At 40.1% G+C, this 20,503-nt stretch carries 22 protein-coding genes; 9 read left to right on the plus strand and 13 right to left on the minus strand.

Annotation, left to right across the window (positions count from 1 at the left end; genetic code table 11):
• Nucleotides 1-19: 19 nt before the first annotated feature.
• From H2677_RS00250 to H2677_RS00275, 6 genes are all read right to left on the minus strand, one after another.
• Entirely contained in the window at nucleotides 20-574 is a 555-nt protein-coding gene (locus H2677_RS00250) for a DNA-3-methyladenine glycosylase I (protein ID WP_004951102.1), read from the minus strand.
• Nucleotides 575-609: 35 nt separating this feature from the next.
• Complete coding sequence (locus H2677_RS00255; protein WP_004910282.1) at nucleotides 610-855, minus strand: hypothetical protein; 246 nt, start codon at nucleotides 853-855, stop codon at nucleotides 610-612.
• A 9-nt stretch (nucleotides 856-864) separates the two neighbouring features.
• Nucleotides 865-1,425 (minus strand): M23 family metallopeptidase, encoded by a 561-nt coding sequence (locus tag H2677_RS00260; protein ID WP_371863837.1) that lies wholly within the window; start codon nucleotides 1,423-1,425, stop codon nucleotides 865-867.
• Between the two features lie 15 nt (nucleotides 1,426-1,440).
• Nucleotides 1,441-2,478, minus strand: a complete 1,038-nt coding sequence (gene mutY / locus H2677_RS00265) for an A/G-specific adenine glycosylase (protein ID WP_212638915.1) — start codon at nucleotides 2,476-2,478, stop codon at nucleotides 1,441-1,443.
• A gap of 221 nt (nucleotides 2,479-2,699) precedes the next feature.
• Nucleotides 2,700-3,437 (minus strand): dienelactone hydrolase family protein, encoded by a 738-nt coding sequence (locus H2677_RS00270; RefSeq protein WP_075695988.1) that lies wholly within the window; start codon nucleotides 3,435-3,437, stop codon nucleotides 2,700-2,702.
• A gap of 161 nt (nucleotides 3,438-3,598) precedes the next feature.
• The gene (locus H2677_RS00275; protein WP_004910276.1) at nucleotides 3,599-3,757 is read right to left on the minus strand and encodes a DUF1328 family protein; all 159 of its coding nucleotides are present in this window, start codon (nucleotides 3,755-3,757) and stop codon (nucleotides 3,599-3,601) included.
• Nucleotides 3,758-3,941: 184 nt separating this feature from the next.
• On the opposite strand from H2677_RS00275, the gene H2677_RS00280 reads away from it, so the two are divergent.
• The 6 genes from H2677_RS00280 to H2677_RS00305 all read left to right on the plus strand — a co-directional run bounded on the left by H2677_RS00280 (nucleotide 3,942) and on the right by H2677_RS00305 (nucleotide 11,125).
• A complete protein-coding gene (locus H2677_RS00280; RefSeq protein WP_099947846.1) occupies nucleotides 3,942-4,394 on the plus strand; it encodes a YcgN family cysteine cluster protein in 453 nt (150 codons plus the stop codon).
• A 110-nt stretch (nucleotides 4,395-4,504) separates the two neighbouring features.
• Complete coding sequence (locus tag H2677_RS00285; RefSeq protein WP_212638916.1) at nucleotides 4,505-5,662, plus strand: PQQ-dependent sugar dehydrogenase; 1,158 nt, start codon at nucleotides 4,505-4,507, stop codon at nucleotides 5,660-5,662.
• A 25-nt stretch (nucleotides 5,663-5,687) separates the two neighbouring features.
• A complete protein-coding gene (gene ampC, locus H2677_RS00290) occupies nucleotides 5,688-6,875 on the plus strand; it encodes a class C beta-lactamase (RefSeq protein ID WP_212639559.1) in 1,188 nt (395 codons plus the stop codon).
• An 83-nt stretch (nucleotides 6,876-6,958) separates the two neighbouring features.
• Nucleotides 6,959-8,233: a replication-associated recombination protein A gene (locus H2677_RS00295; RefSeq protein WP_017397391.1), complete on the plus strand. Its 1,275-nt coding sequence runs from the start codon at nucleotides 6,959-6,961 to the stop codon at nucleotides 8,231-8,233.
• Between the two features lie 100 nt (nucleotides 8,234-8,333).
• Nucleotides 8,334-9,218 carry an aromatic amino acid DMT transporter YddG gene (gene yddG, locus H2677_RS00300; protein WP_212638917.1) on the plus strand — a complete coding sequence of 295 codons (885 nt, stop codon included), beginning with the start codon at nucleotides 8,334-8,336 and terminating at the stop codon, nucleotides 9,216-9,218.
• A 176-nt stretch (nucleotides 9,219-9,394) separates the two neighbouring features.
• On the plus strand, nucleotides 9,395-11,125 hold the full coding sequence (locus tag H2677_RS00305) for an amidohydrolase (RefSeq protein ID WP_212638918.1): 1,731 nt from the start codon (nucleotides 9,395-9,397) through the stop codon (nucleotides 11,123-11,125).
• A 70-nt stretch (nucleotides 11,126-11,195) separates the two neighbouring features.
• Here H2677_RS00305 and purC read toward each other — a convergent pair whose 3' ends face one another.
• Genes purC through dapA form a run of 3 tightly spaced genes read right to left on the minus strand, consistent with a single transcriptional unit; the run spans nucleotide 11,196 to nucleotide 13,463 of the window.
• Complete coding sequence (gene purC, locus H2677_RS00310; RefSeq protein WP_005403468.1) at nucleotides 11,196-11,915, minus strand: phosphoribosylaminoimidazolesuccinocarboxamide synthase; 720 nt, start codon at nucleotides 11,913-11,915, stop codon at nucleotides 11,196-11,198.
• Nucleotides 11,916-11,951: 36 nt separating this feature from the next.
• On the minus strand, nucleotides 11,952-12,554 hold the full coding sequence (locus tag H2677_RS00315; RefSeq protein ID WP_130576323.1) for a lipoprotein-34 precursor (NlpB): 603 nt from the start codon (nucleotides 12,552-12,554) through the stop codon (nucleotides 11,952-11,954).
• 15 nt (nucleotides 12,555-12,569) lie between these two features.
• The gene (gene dapA, locus H2677_RS00320; protein ID WP_004951127.1) at nucleotides 12,570-13,463 is read right to left on the minus strand and encodes a 4-hydroxy-tetrahydrodipicolinate synthase; all 894 of its coding nucleotides are present in this window, start codon (nucleotides 13,461-13,463) and stop codon (nucleotides 12,570-12,572) included.
• A 289-nt stretch (nucleotides 13,464-13,752) separates the two neighbouring features.
• On the opposite strand from dapA, the gene pncA reads away from it, so the two are divergent.
• The 3 genes from pncA (at nucleotide 13,753) to H2677_RS00335 (ending at nucleotide 15,780) form a co-directional block, all read left to right on the plus strand.
• A complete protein-coding gene (gene pncA, locus H2677_RS00325; protein WP_212638919.1) occupies nucleotides 13,753-14,385 on the plus strand; it encodes a bifunctional nicotinamidase/pyrazinamidase in 633 nt (210 codons plus the stop codon).
• Nucleotides 14,386-14,463: 78 nt separating this feature from the next.
• Nucleotides 14,464-14,928, plus strand: coding sequence for an Lrp/AsnC family transcriptional regulator (locus H2677_RS00330; protein WP_042892121.1), 465 nt, complete (start codon nucleotides 14,464-14,466; stop codon nucleotides 14,926-14,928).
• A gap of 213 nt (nucleotides 14,929-15,141) precedes the next feature.
• Complete coding sequence (locus tag H2677_RS00335) at nucleotides 15,142-15,780, plus strand: YitT family protein (RefSeq protein ID WP_004910249.1); 639 nt, start codon at nucleotides 15,142-15,144, stop codon at nucleotides 15,778-15,780.
• A 60-nt stretch (nucleotides 15,781-15,840) separates the two neighbouring features.
• Here the strand turns inward: H2677_RS00335 and glmS are convergent, their stop codons facing one another.
• From glmS to thiL, 4 genes are read right to left on the minus strand one after another with little or no spacing between them, the layout of a single operon-like run.
• Nucleotides 15,841-17,679, minus strand: a complete 1,839-nt coding sequence (glmS, locus tag H2677_RS00340) for a glutamine--fructose-6-phosphate transaminase (isomerizing) (RefSeq protein WP_212638920.1) — start codon at nucleotides 17,677-17,679, stop codon at nucleotides 15,841-15,843.
• Nucleotides 17,680-17,691: 12 nt separating this feature from the next.
• Nucleotides 17,692-19,056 carry a bifunctional UDP-N-acetylglucosamine diphosphorylase/glucosamine-1-phosphate N-acetyltransferase GlmU gene (glmU, locus tag H2677_RS00345; protein WP_212638921.1) on the minus strand — a complete coding sequence of 455 codons (1,365 nt, stop codon included), beginning with the start codon at nucleotides 19,054-19,056 and terminating at the stop codon, nucleotides 17,692-17,694.
• Nucleotides 19,057-19,078: 22 nt separating this feature from the next.
• The gene (locus H2677_RS00350) at nucleotides 19,079-19,600 is read right to left on the minus strand and encodes a phosphatidylglycerophosphatase A family protein (RefSeq protein ID WP_004910111.1); all 522 of its coding nucleotides are present in this window, start codon (nucleotides 19,598-19,600) and stop codon (nucleotides 19,079-19,081) included.
• Entirely contained in the window at nucleotides 19,578-20,495 is a 918-nt protein-coding gene (gene thiL, locus H2677_RS00355; RefSeq protein ID WP_212638922.1) for a thiamine-phosphate kinase, read from the minus strand. Before thiL ends, H2677_RS00350 begins: the two co-directional genes overlap by 23 nt.
• Nucleotides 20,496-20,503: the final 8 nt, after the last annotated feature.

Genomic DNA, 20,503 nt, shown 5'->3' on the forward strand with positions numbered 1-20,503 from the left:
CTTTGGATAGGATTGTATTTTATTTAAAGGGACAATGATTTTCGTGATCGTTGACCATGCCCACAGCTTGCATGAATGCATAACAAGTCGTTGGACCCACAAACTTAAATCCACGCTTTTTTAAGGTTTTAGAGAGGGTTTGGCTGATCTCTGTTTGTGCAGGGGCTTCTCGATAATTGATCACATCATTGTTCAATACATCGTGACTGACAAAAGCCCACAGCCATGCAGAGACATCGTCAACATCCTGCTTTAATTGTTGCCAAGCAATCGCATTATCTCGAATTGCTTTTAGTTTACCTAAGTGGCGAATCAGACCTGTATCAGTCAGTTTATGTTCCAGTTGATCATCTGTAAGCTCGGCAATTTTTGCTACAGGATGTTGAAAGAAATGAGCACGGTAATGTTCTCTTTTCTTGAGTACAGTAATCCAAGAGAGACCAGCTTGTTGACCCTCTAGGCAAAGCATTTCAAATAAACGCGCTTCATCGTATACAGGCTTACCCCATTCTTCATCATGGTAAGCGATATACAGGGGATCATCAGAGCACCAACCACAGCGTTGAATTGTCATTTTGATGCTCCTTATCGTTATAAATATCGAGAAAATTAAAGTTTGAATGCAACCCATTCATTTGGGCGAGTATCCCAATAATACAACTCAGCAGAACTCAAATCAGTGAATTTCAACCAAAAGTCTTTACCAGATTTATCTGCGAAACCTGTGCTGATAAGCAAAGCATCTTCGGTGATTTCCATAATCCAACCTTGATAGCTGGTGCCATTCAGAATAATTTTTTGCTGATTTCCTGATTCTGCAAATGTAACCAGACGTTCTATCAATGCTTCTGACATTGTGTGTTCCTAACGTAAATATGGGTATGGATTGACTGCTCCACGCCCTTTGCCATTTAAATAAATACCGTAATGTAAATGCGGAGCAGTATGACGTGCATTACCTGTATTGCCGACATACCCAATCACATCACCCTTGCGAATATAATCCCCAACTTTAAGTCCGCGTTTGTGGTCATCCAGATGTGCATAGTAGTGCCAAGAACCTGATGGTCCTAAGATCCAAATGACCTTGCCACCCAAATTATTATTGCGTAAATCTGCGATGAGTCCTTCGGTTGCACTATACACTTTCGTGCCACGCTCTGCCATGATATCAATCCCTTCATGGCTTCGCCCTTGGCTACGTGCAGCTCCCCAAGTATCGCGTAACTCGTTTTTGCGAACACCTTTTACAGGTATGGGGAGGCGAGTGTCTAAGCGCATATTTTTTAATTTACTGACTTGTGCGCTGGGTAAAGGAGATGGTTTTTGGGGTGTAGTGGTACACGCAGATAGAAAAATAATGAGCAGTCCAATCACCGTATACGAAATTGAATGTCGCACATAAACTCCTATGTTTTGATCCATCGCATTTTAAAGTGTTTAAGTTTTTTGTTTTGCAGTGATCAGTTTCTTCATCGCGGTTGGAATACCTTTAGCAATCGCAGATTCTGGTGTGAGCCATATCCCATTTAATTCTATGCTCAGTTGTTCTTTCTGATCATGTTCCACGTGGAACATTTTTTCATCGAGCAACCATGTGAAGTGTGTAAAACTATGACTGATCTGTAAGGATGATACTTGAGCTTGTAACTTAAAGTGCTGTTCGATCTGTTGTAATTCAGTTGCACTTTCAATGATAGGAAGACAATACAATCCACCCCAAAGACCATGAGCTTCACGCTGTTGCCAAAACCATTCTTTACCTGACTGAATCACAACGACACTTGCTGCTTTAACAGGAACAGGTTTCTTTGCCTTTTTAAATGGCAACTCTTGTTCTAGGCTTTGTTGATATGCCTGACAGTGTTGCTGCATAGGGCAATATAAACAGAGAGGTTTTTTCGGAGTACATACTGTTGCACCCAAATCCATAATGGCTTGGGTATAGTCATGATTTCGCTGTTCTGGACATAAATCTTCAGCAATTTTCCATAAAGCACGTTCATGTTGTGGCTTGGATAAATCATCTTCAATCGCAAAGAAACGAGCCAAAACACGTTTCACATTGCCATCCATGATTACACCGTATTGACGTAAACCGAGCGACATGAGCGCCCCTGCGGTTGAGCGTCCGATCCCAGGAAGTTCAATCCATTGTTCTAAGGTTGCAGGGAATTTACCTTGCTGATGAACAATCGCTGCGGCTTTGTGCAAATTTCTTGCTCTTGCATAATATCCAAGACCCGCCCAATAAGGAGCAACATCATCCCAGCTTGCCTGACCTAGATCATTTACGGTAGGAAAGCGTTGAATAAAACGATCGAAATATTGCAACACTGTTTTGACTTGAGTCTGTTGCAACATAATTTCTGACACCCAAACTTTATACGGGTCATCGGCAACTTGCCAAGGTAGGTCATGGCGACCATGTTGATCAAACCATGTAAGTAAAGCATCAGAAAATGAGAAATCAGACATGAATCAGAACATTGAAAAGTAGAATTATAGTATAGCGGAAATATGCACTAGAGGGTTTGTGCGAAGAGCTCATGAGCTTTACGATTTCTATCTAGGAGGATGAGAGGATTATCTGAAATTTCTAAAAACTCTCGCAAAAAATTGCAGTCTGTTGGCGACATCCATGTCGCCGTTTCACAAGTCAATCTTGGCAAGTGTTGGTATAAATACGAATTTTAGAATTACTTTAAATGCTTATCTAACAATTCATACATCGCTTCAAGACCTTGACGCTCTGCTTCTGCGTTATAGCCCAAATCTACGTTATTGGCTTTAGCACGCTCATCGGCTTGTGGGTTACTAAAACCATGTTTAGCATCTTCGAAAATAATTACTTCATGGTTCACTTCAGCAGCGTGCATTTCTTCACGGAAACTTGCAACATCGTCCAAAGTCACCATGCTATCTAGTTCACCATGTAACACTAAGATTTCTGCTTTTAGCTTACCTTTTTCAGCAGGAGCTTTGGGACTGAGATTTGCATGGAACGTTGTTACCGCTTTTAAGTTAGCACCTGAGCGAGCTAGATCCAATACCACTTTGCCGCCATAGCAGAAGCCAATCGCTGCAAGTTTTTCGGCATTTACCTCAGGCTGATTTGCCAAAGTATTTAGACCTGCTTGTGCACGATCAACTACAGTATCCACATGCTCAAACGTTTGCATCATCCATTCGTATGCTTGTGCTGAAGCTGTTGTTACTTTCTTATCACCATACATATCAATTGCGAGAGCAGCAAAGCCGTGTTCAGCCAGTTCACGTGCACGTTGTTCTGTATATTCATTACGTCCCCACCATTCAGGTGCAACGATTACGCCTGCTGTCGGCATATCGATTGCAGGTGCAGCAAAATAACCTACCAAACGTTGACCATCTGGTGCTGTATATTCAATTTCACGAGTTGTAATCGGGAAGCTCATTTTCAAATCCTAATCTGTATTTTTAGAATGCATTGATTAAAACATAAAAAGCAAAAGTTGATACGCTGAGAAAACTAATAAACTGTTGCTTTTGTTAAATAATGGCAATAAAAAAGAAGAATACAAAGATTCTTCTTTTTATAAATTGAGATGTTAATTTTCTATACTTTGCCACGTGACAAGAAGCCCACGACAGCGAGAATAACAGCGACAACAAGTAAAATAACGGCAAAATCTTTGGATAAACCTGCTACACCACCAAAGCCAAGTAAACTAGCAATTAATGCGATGATTGCAAATATAATAGCCCAACGGAACATATGAGTTACCCTCCTAATTTTATTATGTTTTTACTATAACGTGTATTTTTTGAGCAAAATGTGGTGTTTCTGTGGTTGAAATGTTCACTATAGAAAGAAGTGTTAAAAAGCGAATGATTTCAGTAACTCAGTTTTTTGAATTGGAATGCTATACTATGCGCATTCTCCTCTTTAGCTTAAAACCATGTCTTTAGAACTGCGTCCGAACTTTTGGAAAAACTACTCACTTGATCAGCTAAACCCTGCTGAGTGGGAAGCCTTATGTGATGGCTGTGGTTTGTGCTGTTTGGTCAAGCTTGAAGATGAAGACACGGCAGAAGTCGTATATACCAAAGTGGCATGTAAGCTTCTAGACTGTAAAACGGCACGCTGTTCAGACTATGCACACCGCCAAGAGCATGTTGCAGATTGTCTACAATTAACTCCTGAACGTTTGCAAACGATTACATGGTTGCCCCCAAGCTGTGCTTACAGACGTCTGAATGAGGGGAAAAATCTTCCGTCATGGCATTATTTGAATACTGGCTCTCGTCAGAGTGTTCTAAAAGCAAAAAAATCTGCGGCAGGACGTTGTATTTCAGAAACTGAAATTAATGAAGATGACATTGAAGATTATGTCGTACGGTGGGTGCGTTGATCTTTTAATCATATCGTTTGGTTAAATGGATCTTGATCAAAAACAACAATTTTACAGTATTTCTATGTGCTGATCTCCGTAATATGAATAAATGCGAAGGGAGATCAGTCATGTCAAAATTATTTGTAGCACCTTTAATTTGTAGCAGTGCACTTTTGCTACTCGCTTGTGGTCCCAATAACACTAACTCTAAGGCACCAGAAAACTCTGTTCAACATACTCAAAATACGCTCAACCAAACTTTTCAAATTGATACTTTTGCCCAGTTTGATGAACCTTGGGCTGTTGTTGTATTACCTGATCAGCGTTTACTGATCACTGAGCGTAAAGGACAGTTAAAATTATTTGATCCTAAAACTAAGAAGAATCTTAATGTTCAGGGCATCCCAACTGTAAGTTATGGGGGGCAAGGTGGCTTAGGTGATGTAGTCTTGCATCCTGATTTTAAAAATAATCATTGGATTTATCTCAGCTATGCTGTGCAAGGCAGTGGTGGTTATGGTGCTGAAATTTCTCGTGCCAAACTTGATTTATCTAATCCTGAGCAACCGAAATTAACGGATTTAACACGAATTTGGCAGCAAGTACCTAAAGTGTCAGGGCAAGGACATTATGCTCATCGTATGTTATTTGGTGCTGATGGAAAACTTTGGGTAAGTTCAGGTGAGCGACAAAAATTCGATCCTGCCCAAGATATGAGAAGCAATCTAGGTAAGATTCTACGTTTAAATGAAGACGGAACTTCTGTATCAGATAACCCTTTTAGCCAACAAGGTGGCGTGACTGCTGAAATTTGGTCATTGGGTCATCGTAATCCACTAGGCATGGCTTTTGATGACCAAAAACAATTGTGGGTAGTGGAAATGGGGCCGAAAGGAGGTGATGAACTTAATCAGATTCTTAAAGGCACGAACTATGGTTATCCAATCGTATCGAATGGCGATCATTACTCAGGATTACCAATTCCAGATCATAAAACTCGCCCAGAATTTAAAGCGCCTGCAATCGATTGGACACCAGTGATTTCACCTTCAAGCATGATTATTTACACGGGTGATAAATTCCCGTTATGGCAGCAGAAAGCTTTGATTGGCGGTTTGTCTTCCAAGTCGATTGTTGTGGTTGATTTAAAGTCGCAACCCGTTAAAGAAGTGCAACGTTTGGATATGAAGCAACGAATTCGTGGTTTACAACAAGCACAAGACGGTTCGATTTGGGTGATTGAAGATGGTCCACAAGCAAAATTGCTAAAGCTCAATGCAAACTAAATATGAACTCAAAGTGAAAAGATTAATGATGCAGTCGAAATACCAAAATTTATTTTCAAATAAAACATTGATGTTGATTGGGCTGTTGTCCTGTAGCTCGAGTTTGTGGGCACAGCCTTTAACTGAGCTACAAATAAAAAAGATTGTCGATCAGCAATTTAAACCACTTTTAGAGGAATATAAAATTCCTGGTTTAGCCGTTGCCGTGACTTTAGATGGTCAACATTACTTTGTAAATTATGGTGTTGCTTCGCTACAAAGCAAACAAGCTATGACTAATAGTACCTTGTTTGAACTTGGTTCAGTCAGTAAAACGTTCAATGCGACTTTAGCGGGGTATGCGCAAGCACAAGGGTGGTTGTCATTATCGGATCATCCTGCCAAATACTTCCCTGAACTTAAAAATACATCCGTGAATCAGGCTACATTGCTGAATTTGGGAACTTATAGTGCAGGTGGCTTTCCATTGCAATTTCCAGATGAAGTTGTTACTCAGCAGGATATGATTCAATATTTTCAAAACTGGAAAACAAAAACCAAAATCGGGGAGGCTCGTCAATACTCAAATCCGAGTATTGGTTTAATGGGTTATGTCACAGCTTTGGCGATGAAAAAGCCATATGCGGAATTGATAGAGAAAACCTTACTTCCTCAATTAGGAATGACGCAGAGTTATATTCATGTCCCTGAACAAAAGATGTCACAATATGCTTGGGGCTATAAGAATAATCAAGCAATCCGTGTATCAGCGGGGATGTTTGATGCTGAAGCCTATGGTGTCAAAAGCAGTAGTTCGGATATGCTGAAATTTTTAGATGCACAGATCAATTCAGCTCAATTAAATCAGCCAATTCGTCAAGCCGTTGAAAATACCCATATCGGTTATTATAAAGTCGGTGCAATGACGCAGGGTTTGGGATGGGAGCAATATGCTTATCCCGTTAAGCTTGAAACACTTTTACAAGGCAACTCAAGTAAAATGGCTTTAGAAAGCCATGCAGTAACGCTGATCAAACAACCCAAAATTGCCTCACAATCCACTTATTTTAATAAAACAGGATCTACCAATGGCTTTGGAGCTTATGCCGCATTTGTTCCTCAGCATAAAATCGGTATGGTAATGCTCGCCAATACCAATTTCCCAAATGAAGCGCGTATCAAAGCGACCTATCAAGCGATGCAGCAGATTCTTAAAGAGAAAGCGACCCGTTAACTTATTCAGTTGTTGGTAGATTCAAATTGTAGATTTGATTCAGACACAATAGACTAGGATAAAACAGCATAAAGCCAGTGATGATGTCAGATACGCATATTCCTTTACCTGAACGTTTACGTCCTCGTGATTTATCCGAAATTATCGGACAAGATCATTTGTTAGGTGAAAATGCACCTTTGCGCCAAATGATTGATCAAGGGCATTTACCTTCGATTATCTTTTGGGGACCGCCAGGGGTAGGTAAAACTACGATCGCATTATTGCTGGCGCAAGCAGTTGATCGCCCATTTATTAGCTTATCTGCGCTGAATACTGGTGTAAAAGAGCTGCGAGAAGTGATTGCGGAAAGTGGTGATCTGCTGACTCCAGTGGTGTTTATTGATGAGATCCATCGCTTTAATAAATCGCAGCAAGATGCGTTACTAAATGCAGTCGAAAAAGGCAAAATTACGCTGATCGGCGCAACCACAGAGAACCCATCTTTTGAAGTTAATAGCGCTTTACTATCGCGTTGTCAGGTCTACACGCTGAATAGTTTGGATGCTGATGCCATTCAAACACTCATCAATAAAGCGATTCAAAGTGATAAGTTTCTCAAAGAGCGTTTTATTCAAGTTGAAGAATATGATGCACTGATTCAATTTGCTGCAGGTGATGCGCGTAAGGCGCTTAATCTGATTGATTTAATCGCCAGTACCTTTGAAGCTGATGTTGAAAATGTCGTGACCAACGCGATTGTAGTCAAAGTTGCACAGCAGAATATCGCGCGTTATGACAAGTCAGGTGAGCAGCACTACGATTTGGTTTCAGCATTTATTAAATCGATTCGGGGAAGTGATCCAGATGCTACTTTGTATTGGATGGCAAGAATGCTGAAAGGTGGAGAAGACCCAGTATTTATTGCTCGTCGCATGTTGATTGCGGCATCAGAAGATATTGGAAATTCTAATCCAAATGCCTTGTTACTTGCAGGGGAGTGCTTCCGTTCAGTTCAAGCGGTGGGTATGCCTGAGGCACGTATTATTTTAGGACAATGCGCAGTTTATTTGGCAACCAGCCCGAAAAGTAATAGTACCTATTTAGCGATCAATCGTGCCTTAGAGTTGGCAGAGAAAACGGCAAATTTGCCTGTACCATTGCACTTGCGCAATGCGCCAACCAAACTGATGAAGCAACAAGGATATGGGGTGGATTATTTGTATCCACATAATTATCCTGAACATTTTGTATTACAAGACTATTTACCACCTGAATTGCGTGGTACGAAGCTGTATGAACGAGCCTTAAATAAACGTGAAGTTGAAGCTGAACGTTTGCAACAGCGCCGCTGGCAGCAAGAACAGCAACAGCAATAATTCTTTCTGGGCGCATGCCTCATTTTAAATTTACCAAAGCAGCATTTTAGTCCCGATTGATGGCATGTTGCTTTGGTTCCAAGATTCAATTGATATCAATATGAACTCAAAAACAGCAACACTGATTGGACTGCTTGCCATTTTGCTTTGGAGTTTAATTGTTGCGCTCATTAAAGAAGTAAGTACTCAGTTTGGTGCAGTTGGTGGTGCGGCATTAATCTATACACTTGCTTCAATATTCTTATTACTTTCTGTTGGTTGGACGCCTCTCAAAAGTTTTCCAAAAACTTATTTGATTTGGGGTGCTTTTTTATTTGTCGCCTATGAAATTTGTCTTTCACTTTCAATTGGATATAGCCAAACAAATAGACAAGCAATTGAAGTTGGAATGGTCAATTATTTATGGCCAACTTTCACGATGGTTGCGGCGATTTTATTTAATAAACAAAAAGCAAATTTTCTGATCATTCCTGGCTTCGTTGTTTCTCTACTCGGTATTTGTTGGGTTTTGGGAGGAGAGCAAGGATTTGATTTGATTGGCATGGCTAACAATATTCAACAGAACCCACTGAGTTATGGATTGGCATTTCTAGGGACATTGTTGTGGGCGGCTTATTGTACCCTTACAGCACGAATCGCTCAGGGAGCAAATGGAATTACTTTATTCTTTATTTTGGTTTCGATCGTGCTTTGGATTAAATATCTTGTGATGGGGGGTAATAGCTTTATTTTTCATTGGTCATCCTCTATTTCCTTGGTTTTTGCTGCTGCTGCGATGGGCTTCGGCTATGCAGCTTGGAATGTTGGAATTTTGCATGGTAATGTGACATTACTGGCAGGAGCATCTTATTTTATTCCTGTGCTTTCCGCTTTTTTTGCTGCATTGGTACTGAGTACGCCATTAGGTCTTTCTTTTTGGTATGGTGCGCTGATGGTGTGTGTCGGTTCTATACTGTGTTGGTTGGCGACAAAGGCGAAGTCATAAACAAACAGTGATTTTTATTCAAATCAGCTTGGTGAAATAGATATTGATCAATGGTTTAAACTGTTTATTGATTCAAAAATTTATCAAGCATTACAAAAATAACAAGTTATGCCTTTTTATATCAGAAAGAATGCGCTTTAATCTAAAAAGGCATAATAAAAATATGGTTTTAATCTATGACTTTTAAATATTTGAATAAACTGACGACAGCAACAATCATCGCCTTTACCTTATCAGGCTGTGCAAGTACTCCACTTGATCAAGATCGGTCAGAACAATTGTTTTTTGGTGGTCCGATCATAACGATGGAAGGTATGACGCCAACATATGCAGAAGCCTTGCTGGTTAAAGATGGAAAGATCATTTTTGTTGGTTCAAAAAAACAGGCAGAGCATTTAGCAAACTCGAATGTTCAATCCATTGATTTAAAAAATAAAACACTTTTGCCAAGTTTTATTGATGCACACAGCCATGTAAATATGGTTGGATTCCATCAGATGGTTGCAAATCTTTATCCTGCGCCAGATGGTCAAGTTTCTGATATTGATTCTTTGGTTCAAGTATTATCTCAATGGAAAAAGCAAAATCCTCAAGTCATTCAAACGATGGGGGGATGGATTTTGGGAAATGGCTATGATGATGCGCAATTAAGTGAACAGCGTCATCCGACAGCAACCGATTTAGATCGAGTCTCCAAAGATCAGCCCGTGATGATTTTACATCAATCAGGGCATCTCGCTTCAGTGAATCACAAAGCACTAACCTTGTTAAATATCAATCAAAATACTGAAAATCCAGCAGGAGGGATTATTCGTCGAGAAGCAAATTCGAATGTTCCTAATGGGGTGCTGGAAGAGTCCGCATTATTTACTGCGATTGGTTCAATATTCAAAGATGTGCCACCGCAAGTGATGTTTGAAATTGCTCGTAAAGGTCTTGATGCTTATGTCAAAAATGGTTTCACTACAGTACAAGAGGGACGAGCAGATCAAGGTACGACGGAGATGTGGCAGGCTCTTGCCAAGCAAAATCAACTTCCGATAGATGTCGTGTCTTATCCTGATATCACCACTAGCCAAGAATATATGCTTAAGCAAGGAAGTAGCCGACAATATGATCATCACTTCCGTATAGGTGGCGTTAAAATCAGTTTAGATGGTTCACCTCAAGGTAAGACGGCATGGTTAACTCAAGCCTATAAGATTCCACCTGAAGGTAAAGATAAAAATTATAAAGGCTATCCAGCGATCAAAGACGATCAACAAGTCGATCAATATATTAATGTAGCCTTCAAACATGGCTGGCAAGTACTTGCACATGCCAATGGTGATGCGGCAATAGATCAGTTTATCGGTGCTGTCAAAGATGCTACGGCAAAACAAGGTAAAGCAGACCGCAGAAGTGTATTGATTCACTCGCAAACGATTCGAGATGATCAACTAGACCAATTGAAGGCTTTAGATATTATTCCTTCGTTCTTCTCATTACACACCTATTATTGGGGGGATTGGCATCGCCAACAAACACTAGGCGAGATGCGAGCAGCACATATTTCCCCGACAGCAACTGCACTAAAGAAAAATTTAATTTTTACCGAACACCATGATGCCCCCGTTGTTCCACCACATAGCATGATGATGCTCGATGCTACAGTCAATCGCGTGACGCGTAGTGATTATGTTCTTGGTGCCGATGAGCGTATAAGTCCTTATCTTGCCTTAAAATCCATGACAGATTGGGCTGCTTATCAATATTTTGAAGATCAATATAAGGGTACCTTAAAGCAAGGAAAGCTCGCTGATTTAGTGATTTTAGATAAGAACCCACTGACTGTACCAAGCCGAGAAATCAAAAAAATTAAAGTTTTGGCGACCTATAAAGAAGGTAAACTTATTTATCAGCAGTAGTCAAAATGAAGACATAAAAAAACCAGCTCAAAGGAGCTGGTTTTTTATAAATCATGAATGCTTAAAATGATTAGATATCATCTAAGTTAATGCCTAAACGTGCAGCAACTTCTTCATAAGCTTCAACCACACCACCTAAACCTTGACGGAAGCGGTCTTTATCTAATTTTTTCTTGGTATCTTTATCCCATAAACGGCAACCGTCTGGAGAGAATTCATCACCCAATACGATGCGGTCATGGAACACACCAAACTCAAGTTTGAAATCAACAAGAATCATATTACCTGCATCGAATAATGCTTTAAGTACATCATTCACTTGGTAAGTAAGTTCTTTCATTTTTTCAAGTTGATCAGCAGTTGCCCAACCTAAAGCGATTGCTTGCGATTCATTTACCATTGGATCGCCAAGAGCATCATCTTTGAAGAATAATTCAAATGTAGGAGGCGTTAACTCTTTGCCTTCTTCAACACCCAAACGACGGCAAAGTGAACCAGCAGCATAGTTGCGGATGACACACTCTACAGGAATCATTTGAAGCTTTTTAACAAGTACTTCCGTTGGAGAAAGTAACTTTTCAAAATGAGTTTCGATACCTGCTTCAGCCAACTTCTCCATGATGAAGGCGTTAAAACGGTTGTTGACCTTGCCTTTACGATCTAGTTGTTCGATTTTTTCGCCATTGAACGCAGAGGCATCATCACGAAAGACTAAAATCAGGTGGTCAGCATTATCTGTTTCATACACAGATTTTGCTTTACCAGTATAGAGCAAGGTTTGTTTTAACATGGGGGAACCTTTTTGAAAAATATGCCTAGTAAACGACTAGGCTGGCCAATTTTGATAAATCTGGGCTAATACTTCAGTTGCGACAGTAGGGTCAGCAAAAGTTGTATCTAGCTTAAACAGAGCAACAGTATTACTTGAGCCCACAGCAGAGAGTTTGAGTAGGTAATTTTGATCGCCTACAGTAATCGTCGCCTCATAACCATTGTCTGCTTGAGAGACGATCTTATAGTTGAGACTACTCAATGTTGCGAAAGTGTATTGCCAAGCTGCAGCAGTTGGACCTTCAACTTTAAGTAACGGGTTTTTATTGCCATCCATTACAAGTTGAGGGCGACCTAAAGTTGCTGTAGTCGCTTCACTGGTATTCGCTGTTGCCTGCATCGGATCAGGGCGAGGTAAAGCGTAACGGTTGCCACTTTTATTTTCGAATGTAGGTGCATGTTGAATCGCAAGTGGATCAACCGTTGGAGCTGGATACAATGGTGTAAATGGTCTTACCGTTGCATTCTCAGGGAATTTGAGAGGTTCCAGTGTTTTCGCATTTTTATAATCTAATGAATGATTATTGAGGGCAAAGCGACCACAACCAGCCAAACTTAAAGCTGAAATAACAAGGACAACACCAAGACGTAATTGCATCATAAATTGCTCGTATTAAATTATTCCCGCAGCTTTTAGACTGTTACGGATAGGTTCACGATATTGTTCAGCGAGAGGGGTTAGCGGTAAACGAAGACCAGTGCTGATATAACCCATCTCATGCAAAGCCCATTTCACAGGAATTGGGTTTGATTCGCAAAACAAAATATTGTGTAGATTTGCAATTTGTTGATTTAAACGTTGAGCTTTTTCTTTGTCGCCAGCTAAAGCAGCTTCACAGACGTCACTCATTTGCTTTGGTGCAACATTCGCAGTTACAGAGATGTTGCCTTTAGCACCTAGTAGCATCAGTTCCCAAGCAGTTTCATCATCGCCTGAGTAAACAGCCATTTTACCAGCTAAACCTTCGATGAGAGCTTGTCCGCGTGGAACATCGCCTGTTGCATCTTTGATACCAATAATGTTTTTCACATCTGCAAGACGAATAACAGTTTCATTTTGCATATCCACGCCTGTACGACCTGGAACATTATAAAGAATTTGTGGAATATCAACGGCCTCAGCGATAGCTTTGTAGTGTTGGTATAAGCCTTCCTGAGTTGGTTTATTATAATATGGCGTTACAAGTAATGCTGCATCTGCGCCTAATTCTTTCGCAGCTTTGGTCAGCTCAATCGCTTCGCGTGTTGAGTTTGCACCTGTACCCGCAATAATCGGAATGCGTTTGTTTGCAACACGAATCACCTCTTTAATGACCTGAGTATGTTCTTCCATACTAAGGGTCGATGCTTCGCCTGTTGTGCCGACCGCAACGATACTGTGAGTACCTTGTTGGATGTGCCACTCAACAAGCTTCTCAAGACTCTTCCAATCTACGCTGCCATCTTCATACATAGGGGTGACGATTGCGACAATTGAGCCTTGAATATTCTGTGCTAGCTGAGTCATTTTGAAAAAATATCCTATTTTCCCATCCGAGATTGAAGTATTTGAAACGAAATATTGGATGGTTGCAGTATTTTGATTCGTCACTCAATCAATATGGTGAGTTGAATGACAATTATGCAAATTATGACTGATCAGCGACATAAGAACAATATGCTTTAGTTAAACTGTGGAAAACTTTAATTGATCTTTGTATTGAATTCTTTTCATTTGCTGAAAAAGTTAAACATGACTAGTCATAGAACAAGCAGCAGCGTATTTTAAAATGATGGAATTTAAATAGGGTGATCAAATGCTTAAGCAAGTAAAACAAAGCGTTTTAATTGTAGTGGATGTGCAAAATGGTTTCACGCCAGGAGGAAATTTAGCGGTGGCAAACGCCGATGAAATTATTCCGAAGATTAATCAACTTGCACAAAAGTTTGAGCATATTGTGCTAACGCAGGACTGGCACCCTGACCAACATATTTCTTTTGCAGATAATCATCCCAATAAAAATCCCTTTGAGACCATCGAATTGGATTATGGTCGCCAAGTATTATGGCCTAAACATTGTGTTCAAGGGACGCATGATGCTGAATTTCATCCCCATTTAAATATCCCGACAGCCCAACTGATTATTCGAAAAGGTTGCCATCAAAATATTGATAGTTATTCAGCTTTTATGGAAGCAGATCGTAAGACACCAACTGGATTGAATGGATATTTGAGAGAACATCAGGTAAATACTGTGTATATCGTTGGGATTGCTACAGATTTTTGTGTCGCTTGGACTGCGATTGATGCTGCTGAACTGGGTTTTGATACTTATGTGATAGAAGATGCCTGCAAGGCAATTGATTTAAACGGCTCTTTGCAACAAGCATGGCAAGATATGTCACAAAAGGGCGTGCATCGCATCGAAGCCTCCAGTATTTTGCTTTAAACTTGTGGTTTATATCCCAAAAAAGCTACACTTTATCGAGTGATGCTTTGTAATTACCCAGATTTATTTGAGAGTTGTATGATTGACGAATTAGATGATTTTGATAAAAAAATTATTCATCATTTACAACTCAATGGTCGTTTAGCTAATCAAGAATTGGCTGAGCTGGTGGGGCTTTCAACCTCGCAATGTTCTCGTCGACGAATCTATTTAGAACAGACCAAAGTGATTACAGGATATTATGCTCAGGTGGCTCTGAGCGCAGATCCCACACCAATTATGGGAATTATTGAAGTTAAATTGCAGAATTATAATGATGCGACGCATGATCGCTTTGTCGACTTTCTCTTAAGAGAACCTGCGGTTAAAGATATTCATAAACTTACAGGCAGTTATGACTTTGCACTTAAAGTCGCTGTTAAAAGCTTAGATGAAATGGTAAAACTGATTGGGATCTTGTCCTCAAGTGATTTTGGTGTAAGTAACTTAAATACCTCAATTGTTTTAGAAAAATTAAAAGAAAATGGCATCGCGATGAAATAAAACATTTGATCTATGACGCTAAAAGCTGATTAGTCAAATTGCTGGATATTCATATCTGATTGATTATTCGAAATCCGTTATTGTGAATATAAATTGCATTTATGATAAAAATATAAGAAAAAATTGCGAAAATTAAATAAAAATGATCAAATATGTCATATCTTTTTTTAAAGATCTCTCCCTTCTGTTGTTCTCCTATTGAGTTATACCATTATGAATACCGATCAAAATGTATCTTTGGTAAGTCCAGTCATGTCTGCAATAGATCAGCATTCTAAGATTGAGGATGCCTTGGCCATGTTAATCGGTACCTTCATTTTATCTTTTGCGATGACGCTATTGCAGCAAGCGGGCATTATGACAGGTGGTACAGCAGGTCTATCGTTACTCATCCACTATGTGACCGATATTAAATTCGGGGTACTCTTTTTCCTGATTAATATTCCATTTTATTATTTTGCTTATAAAAAGATGGGTATGGGATTGGTGGTCAAAACCTTCATTGCTGTTGCTTTGCTGGCTAGCTTTACAGAGACCATTCCACATTTTTTTCAGTTGTCTGATGTCAATCCGATTTATGCAACTATCTTTGCAAATGTGTTGATGGGAGTCAGTTTTTTGATCTTATTTCGACATCGTTCGAGTTTAGGTGGAATTAACTTGTTGGTTTTATATCTGCAAGAGCGATTTAAAATTCCTGCTGGAAAAGTACAGATGGGCATCGATGTTGCAATTTTACTTGCATCGTTATTTTATGTGGATTGGAAGTTAATTCTATTTTCAATTTTGGGTGCGGTAATTTTAAATTTAATTATTTTATTGAATCATAAAACCAGTCGTTATATTGCTTAATACGATTAAAAGTTTCTAAAAAGGAAATGGAAGAAAGGCGAACCTTTCTTCCATTTTTTATTATTCGACCGTTACGCTTTTTGCAAGGTTACGTGGCTGATCCACATCAGTACCACGCAATACAGCGACATGATATGACAGAAGCTGTACAGGGATACTGTAAACAATAGGTGCTAACCATTGATTGACTGCTGGGATATGAACCACGTGTTGGCGATCTTTTTCTTGGATTCCGCTATTTTCATCAGCAAAAACAAAAAGCTCGCCGCCACGCGCTTGTACTTCTTCCATATTCGATTTTAATTTATCGAGCATGTCATCATTTGGTGCCAAAATCACCACAGGCATTTCATTGTCAACTAATGCCAATGGACCATGTTTGAGTTCACCTGCCGCATAACCTTCAGCATGAATATATGAAATTTCTTTGAGCTTCAAAGCACCTTCTAGTGCGATTGGGAAGTGTGTTCCACGACCAAGGAATAAACAGTGGTTCTTTTCTACAAATAACGCAGACAAACGAAGAATCGAAGTATTGTGCTGTAAAGTATCTAGAATTACTTTCGGGCAATGCCATAAAGCTTCAGTAATTTCTGTTAACTGGGCATCAGAGAGACGTTGCTTCACTTGACCGATTTTTAGAATCAGTAACATTAATGCAGCAAGTTGCGTGGTAAATGCTTTAGTTGAAGCAACACCAATTTCAGGGCCAGCAAGAGTGAGTAAATGATGATCTGTTTCGCGAACCATCGATGATGTCGCAACGTTACAAATCGTCATCGTGCTAATGTCAATCGTGTTGGCTTTAGCGCGTTTTTGGGTTTCACGTAAGGCTGCTAGGGTATCTGCCGTTTCACCAGATTGAGAAATACAGATGTACAGCGTATTTGCCACAATCACAGGCGTACGATAGCGGAATTCGCTGGCAATTTCGACTTGGCAAGGTACGCCGATTAATTGTTCAAACCAATATTTTGCAATCATGCCTGCATGATAACTGGTTCCACAGGCAATAATTTGTACCTGTTGGATTTTAGCAAAATCAGCATTAGCATATTGAAGAAAATCTTCACGCAAATAATTGCCATTTAGAGCTTGAGAAATGGTTTGCTGGATCGCTTCTGGTTGCTCATAAATTTCTTTGAGCATGAAGTGCTTATATTCACCTTTAGATGCGTTGCTAACCGTAGCATCCAGTTCTTTCACTGGGCGTTGAACAACTTCACCTTGCGCAAAAACTTCAATGCTCGTACGAGTTAAGCGAGCAATATCGCCTTCTTCTAGATAAACAAAGCGATTCGTGACTGGAAGTAGAGCCAATTGATCTGAACTGATAAAGTTTTCACCGATACCCACACCAATCACGAGAGGAGAACCTTCACGGACAGTGATTAATTCATCTGGATGTTCAGTATGAATAATCCCAAGCGCGTAAGCACCTTTCAGTTGAGGAATAACTTTTTGTACGGCTTCAAGTAAGCTATCAGTATGTTTTAATGCATCATGTACGAGATGAGCAACAACCTCGGTATCTGTTTGAGAGGTAAATACATAACCTAAGGCTTGTAGATCGTCTTTTAATTCTTGGTAATTTTCAATAATACCGTTATGTACGACAGCGACATTTCCAGAAACGTGTGGATGTGCATTATTTTCAGTTGGTTTACCATGAGTTGCCCAACGTGTGTGTGCAATTCCGATATGACCCGTTAAATGTTGTTCTGAAACAGCTTCGGCAAGATTGGCAACTTTCCCTACGCGACGCTCACGTAGAATTTTTTGATTATTGAGTAATGCTAAACCAGCAGAGTCGTAACCACGATACTCAAGACGCTTAAGTCCTTCGATCAAAATATCAGTTACGCAACGTTCAGCAACGCCTCCAACAATACCACACATAATTTTATCCTCTTATTTTTTCAGCTTTTGGGGACGTTGATAATTTGCTTTTTCAAACTGTTTAGATCGTTCGACAGCCAAACTATAGTCAGCCACATCTCGTGTTAAGGTTGAACCAGCGCCAGTTGTAGCACCAGTACCGATTTTGATCGGAGCAACCAGTGAATTATTGGTGCCAATAAATACATGATCTTCAATAATAGTTCTATGCTTATTTGCGCCATCATAGTTACAAGTAATCGTACCTGCACCGATATTACAATCCGCACCAATATCAGCATCACCAAGATAAGTAAAATGATTGGCTTTAGAACCTACACCAATATTAGAATTTTTAACTTCTACGAAGTTACCGATATGCACATCATTTGCAAGATTTGCGCCTGGACGTAAACGAGCAAAAGGACCAATTTGAGTATTTTCGCCTACTACGGCATTTTCAAAAATACTATAAGCCTGAACTTTAGTGCCTGCTGCGATACGCGTGTTCTTTAAGATACAGCCTGCACCAAGTTGTACGTTATCACCGAGCTCACAGTGACCTTCAATAATAACATTCACATCGATTTGAACATCTTGTCCATATTTTAATGTGCCACGTAGATCAAAACGATTTGGATCAATTAAGTGAACGCCTTGTTGCATTAATTCTTTGGCTTGTTGCTGTTGAAATTGACGTTCCAACGTAGCGAGTTGTAGACGATCATTTACGCCTTCAACTTCAAATGCCAGTTCAGGTTGAATGGAAGCGATTTCTAGACCATCTGCAACCGCCATCGCTACGATATCGGTAAGATAATATTCACCTTGTGCGTTGTTATTCGACAGCTTTGGTAGCCATTGGTGTAATTTTGCATTGCTAACGCAGTAGATACCCGTATTGATCTCTTGGATCTGACGTTGTTCTTCATTGGCATCTTTATGCTCAACAATGGCTTGAACTTTTCCTGCCTGACGAACGATACGACCATAGCCCGTTGGATTTTCGACATCGAGTGTGATCATCCCAATACCAGACTGGCTAGATGCTTCTAGTAATTGTTCAAGAGTACTGAGTCGAACTAAAGGCACATCACCATATAAAATGAGTGAGATACCATCTTGCGGTAAAACTGGTAATGTCATCTGTACAGCATGACCAGTACCTAATTGCTCAGCTTGTTCAACCCATTCAATCTGTTCTTGTGCAAACCTTTGTTTAACAAGTTCACCGCCATGCCCATAAATGGTAATAATATTTTGGGCGTTGAGTTTTTTTGCGGTTTCAATGACGTGTCCCAAAAGTGGACGACCTGCAAGTGGTTGTAATACTTTAGGAAGCTTTGAACGCATTCGCGTTCCTTTCCCTGCAGCCAGAATAATGACGGTTGTTGACATAATTAACCCTAATATTAATGTGTTAGGTCAAAAAATAAAATTGAATAAGAAAAATACATAATGCAGCCCAAAGTCCTGCAATCAGGTCATCAAGCATAATACCAAAGCCGCCAGAAACTTTTTGGTCAGCCCAATTAATTGGAAATGGTTTCCAGATGTCGAATATACGGAATAAGACAAAACCTGCAATGACCCATAACCAATTCATTTGCTGTAAGTAAAGCAGAGGTAAAAAGGTAATTGATTGTCCAGCAAATTCATCCCAAACGATACGACCATCATCATGAACATTAATCACTTTGGCAGTGTGACCACAAATATAAATGCCTGCAATCGACATGAGTAGGATTGCAAAAACACTGGCATTGAAGCCAAGTATTAGCCACAGGGGGACGAAAAGAAGAGCAAACGCTGACCCAAAAGTACCAGGGGCTTTGGGACTGAGACCAGAGCCAAATCCTACACCGCAGAACACAATAAAGCGGTCAAACCAAGTCATTTGGCTAAAGTGAATAGGGGGTTTATGCAAAGTGTTGATATCCATGAACATGTAATGGGTAAACTTCGCCCATATACTTAAATAACAATCCAGTTTGTTGGGTAATTTCGCCGATTATTGTAAACGGTACATCAGATTGATGTCGCGATAGTTCTTCGAATTTTTGCGGTGATATTGTAAAGCATAATTCGTAGTCATCCCCACCAGCGAGCGCATATTGCCAAGCTTGTTGTTGGTCTAATGCTTTTAGTGCTGAATCTATTGGCAAACGATCTAAAAATAAAGTAGCACCCACGCCAGAGGCTTTGAGAATATGTCCTAAGTCTTGTGCTAAACCATCCGAGACATCTATCATACTGGTCGCTCGACCTTTCAGTCGCTGACCTAACTGACAACGCGGTGTTGGATAATCTAAACGTTGTTGTAGTGTATGACCTAAATGGTGCAGTCCATACGCAGCATCACCAACTTGCCCACTCACGCATATATAGTCACCGACTTGCGCACCAGCTCGCGTAATTGCTTGCCCTTGTTCGATCCAACCTAGCGCTGTCACTGTAATCGTTAATTGGGAGCTTTGCGTTGTATCTCCACCGATTAATGCAACATTGAATTGGTCACAACATTCAAAGAGTCCTCGACTGAATTCAGCCAACCATGCCTCATCTACACTTGGTAAACTGAGTGCAAGCAAGATACTGTGTGGTTGAGCTCCCATTGCCGCGATATCTGATAAATTCACGGCTACACTTTTCCAACCCACAGCATGTGCTGAGGTGTCTAAAGGGAAATGGCGACCAGCGACTAGAGTGTCTGTGCAAATAACGAGTTGTTGCGAGGAAGGAGGGGTGAGGATGGCTGAGTCATCACCAATACCTAAACTGACATCCTGATGAGATGCTCGTTTAAAGTAACGGTCAATAATTGAAAACTCAGCCATGAAACATC

Origin of the sequence: Acinetobacter junii (assembly GCF_018336855.1) — a bacterium.
In the GTDB taxonomy this organism is placed as follows: Bacteria; Pseudomonadota; Gammaproteobacteria; order Pseudomonadales; family Moraxellaceae; genus Acinetobacter; species Acinetobacter junii.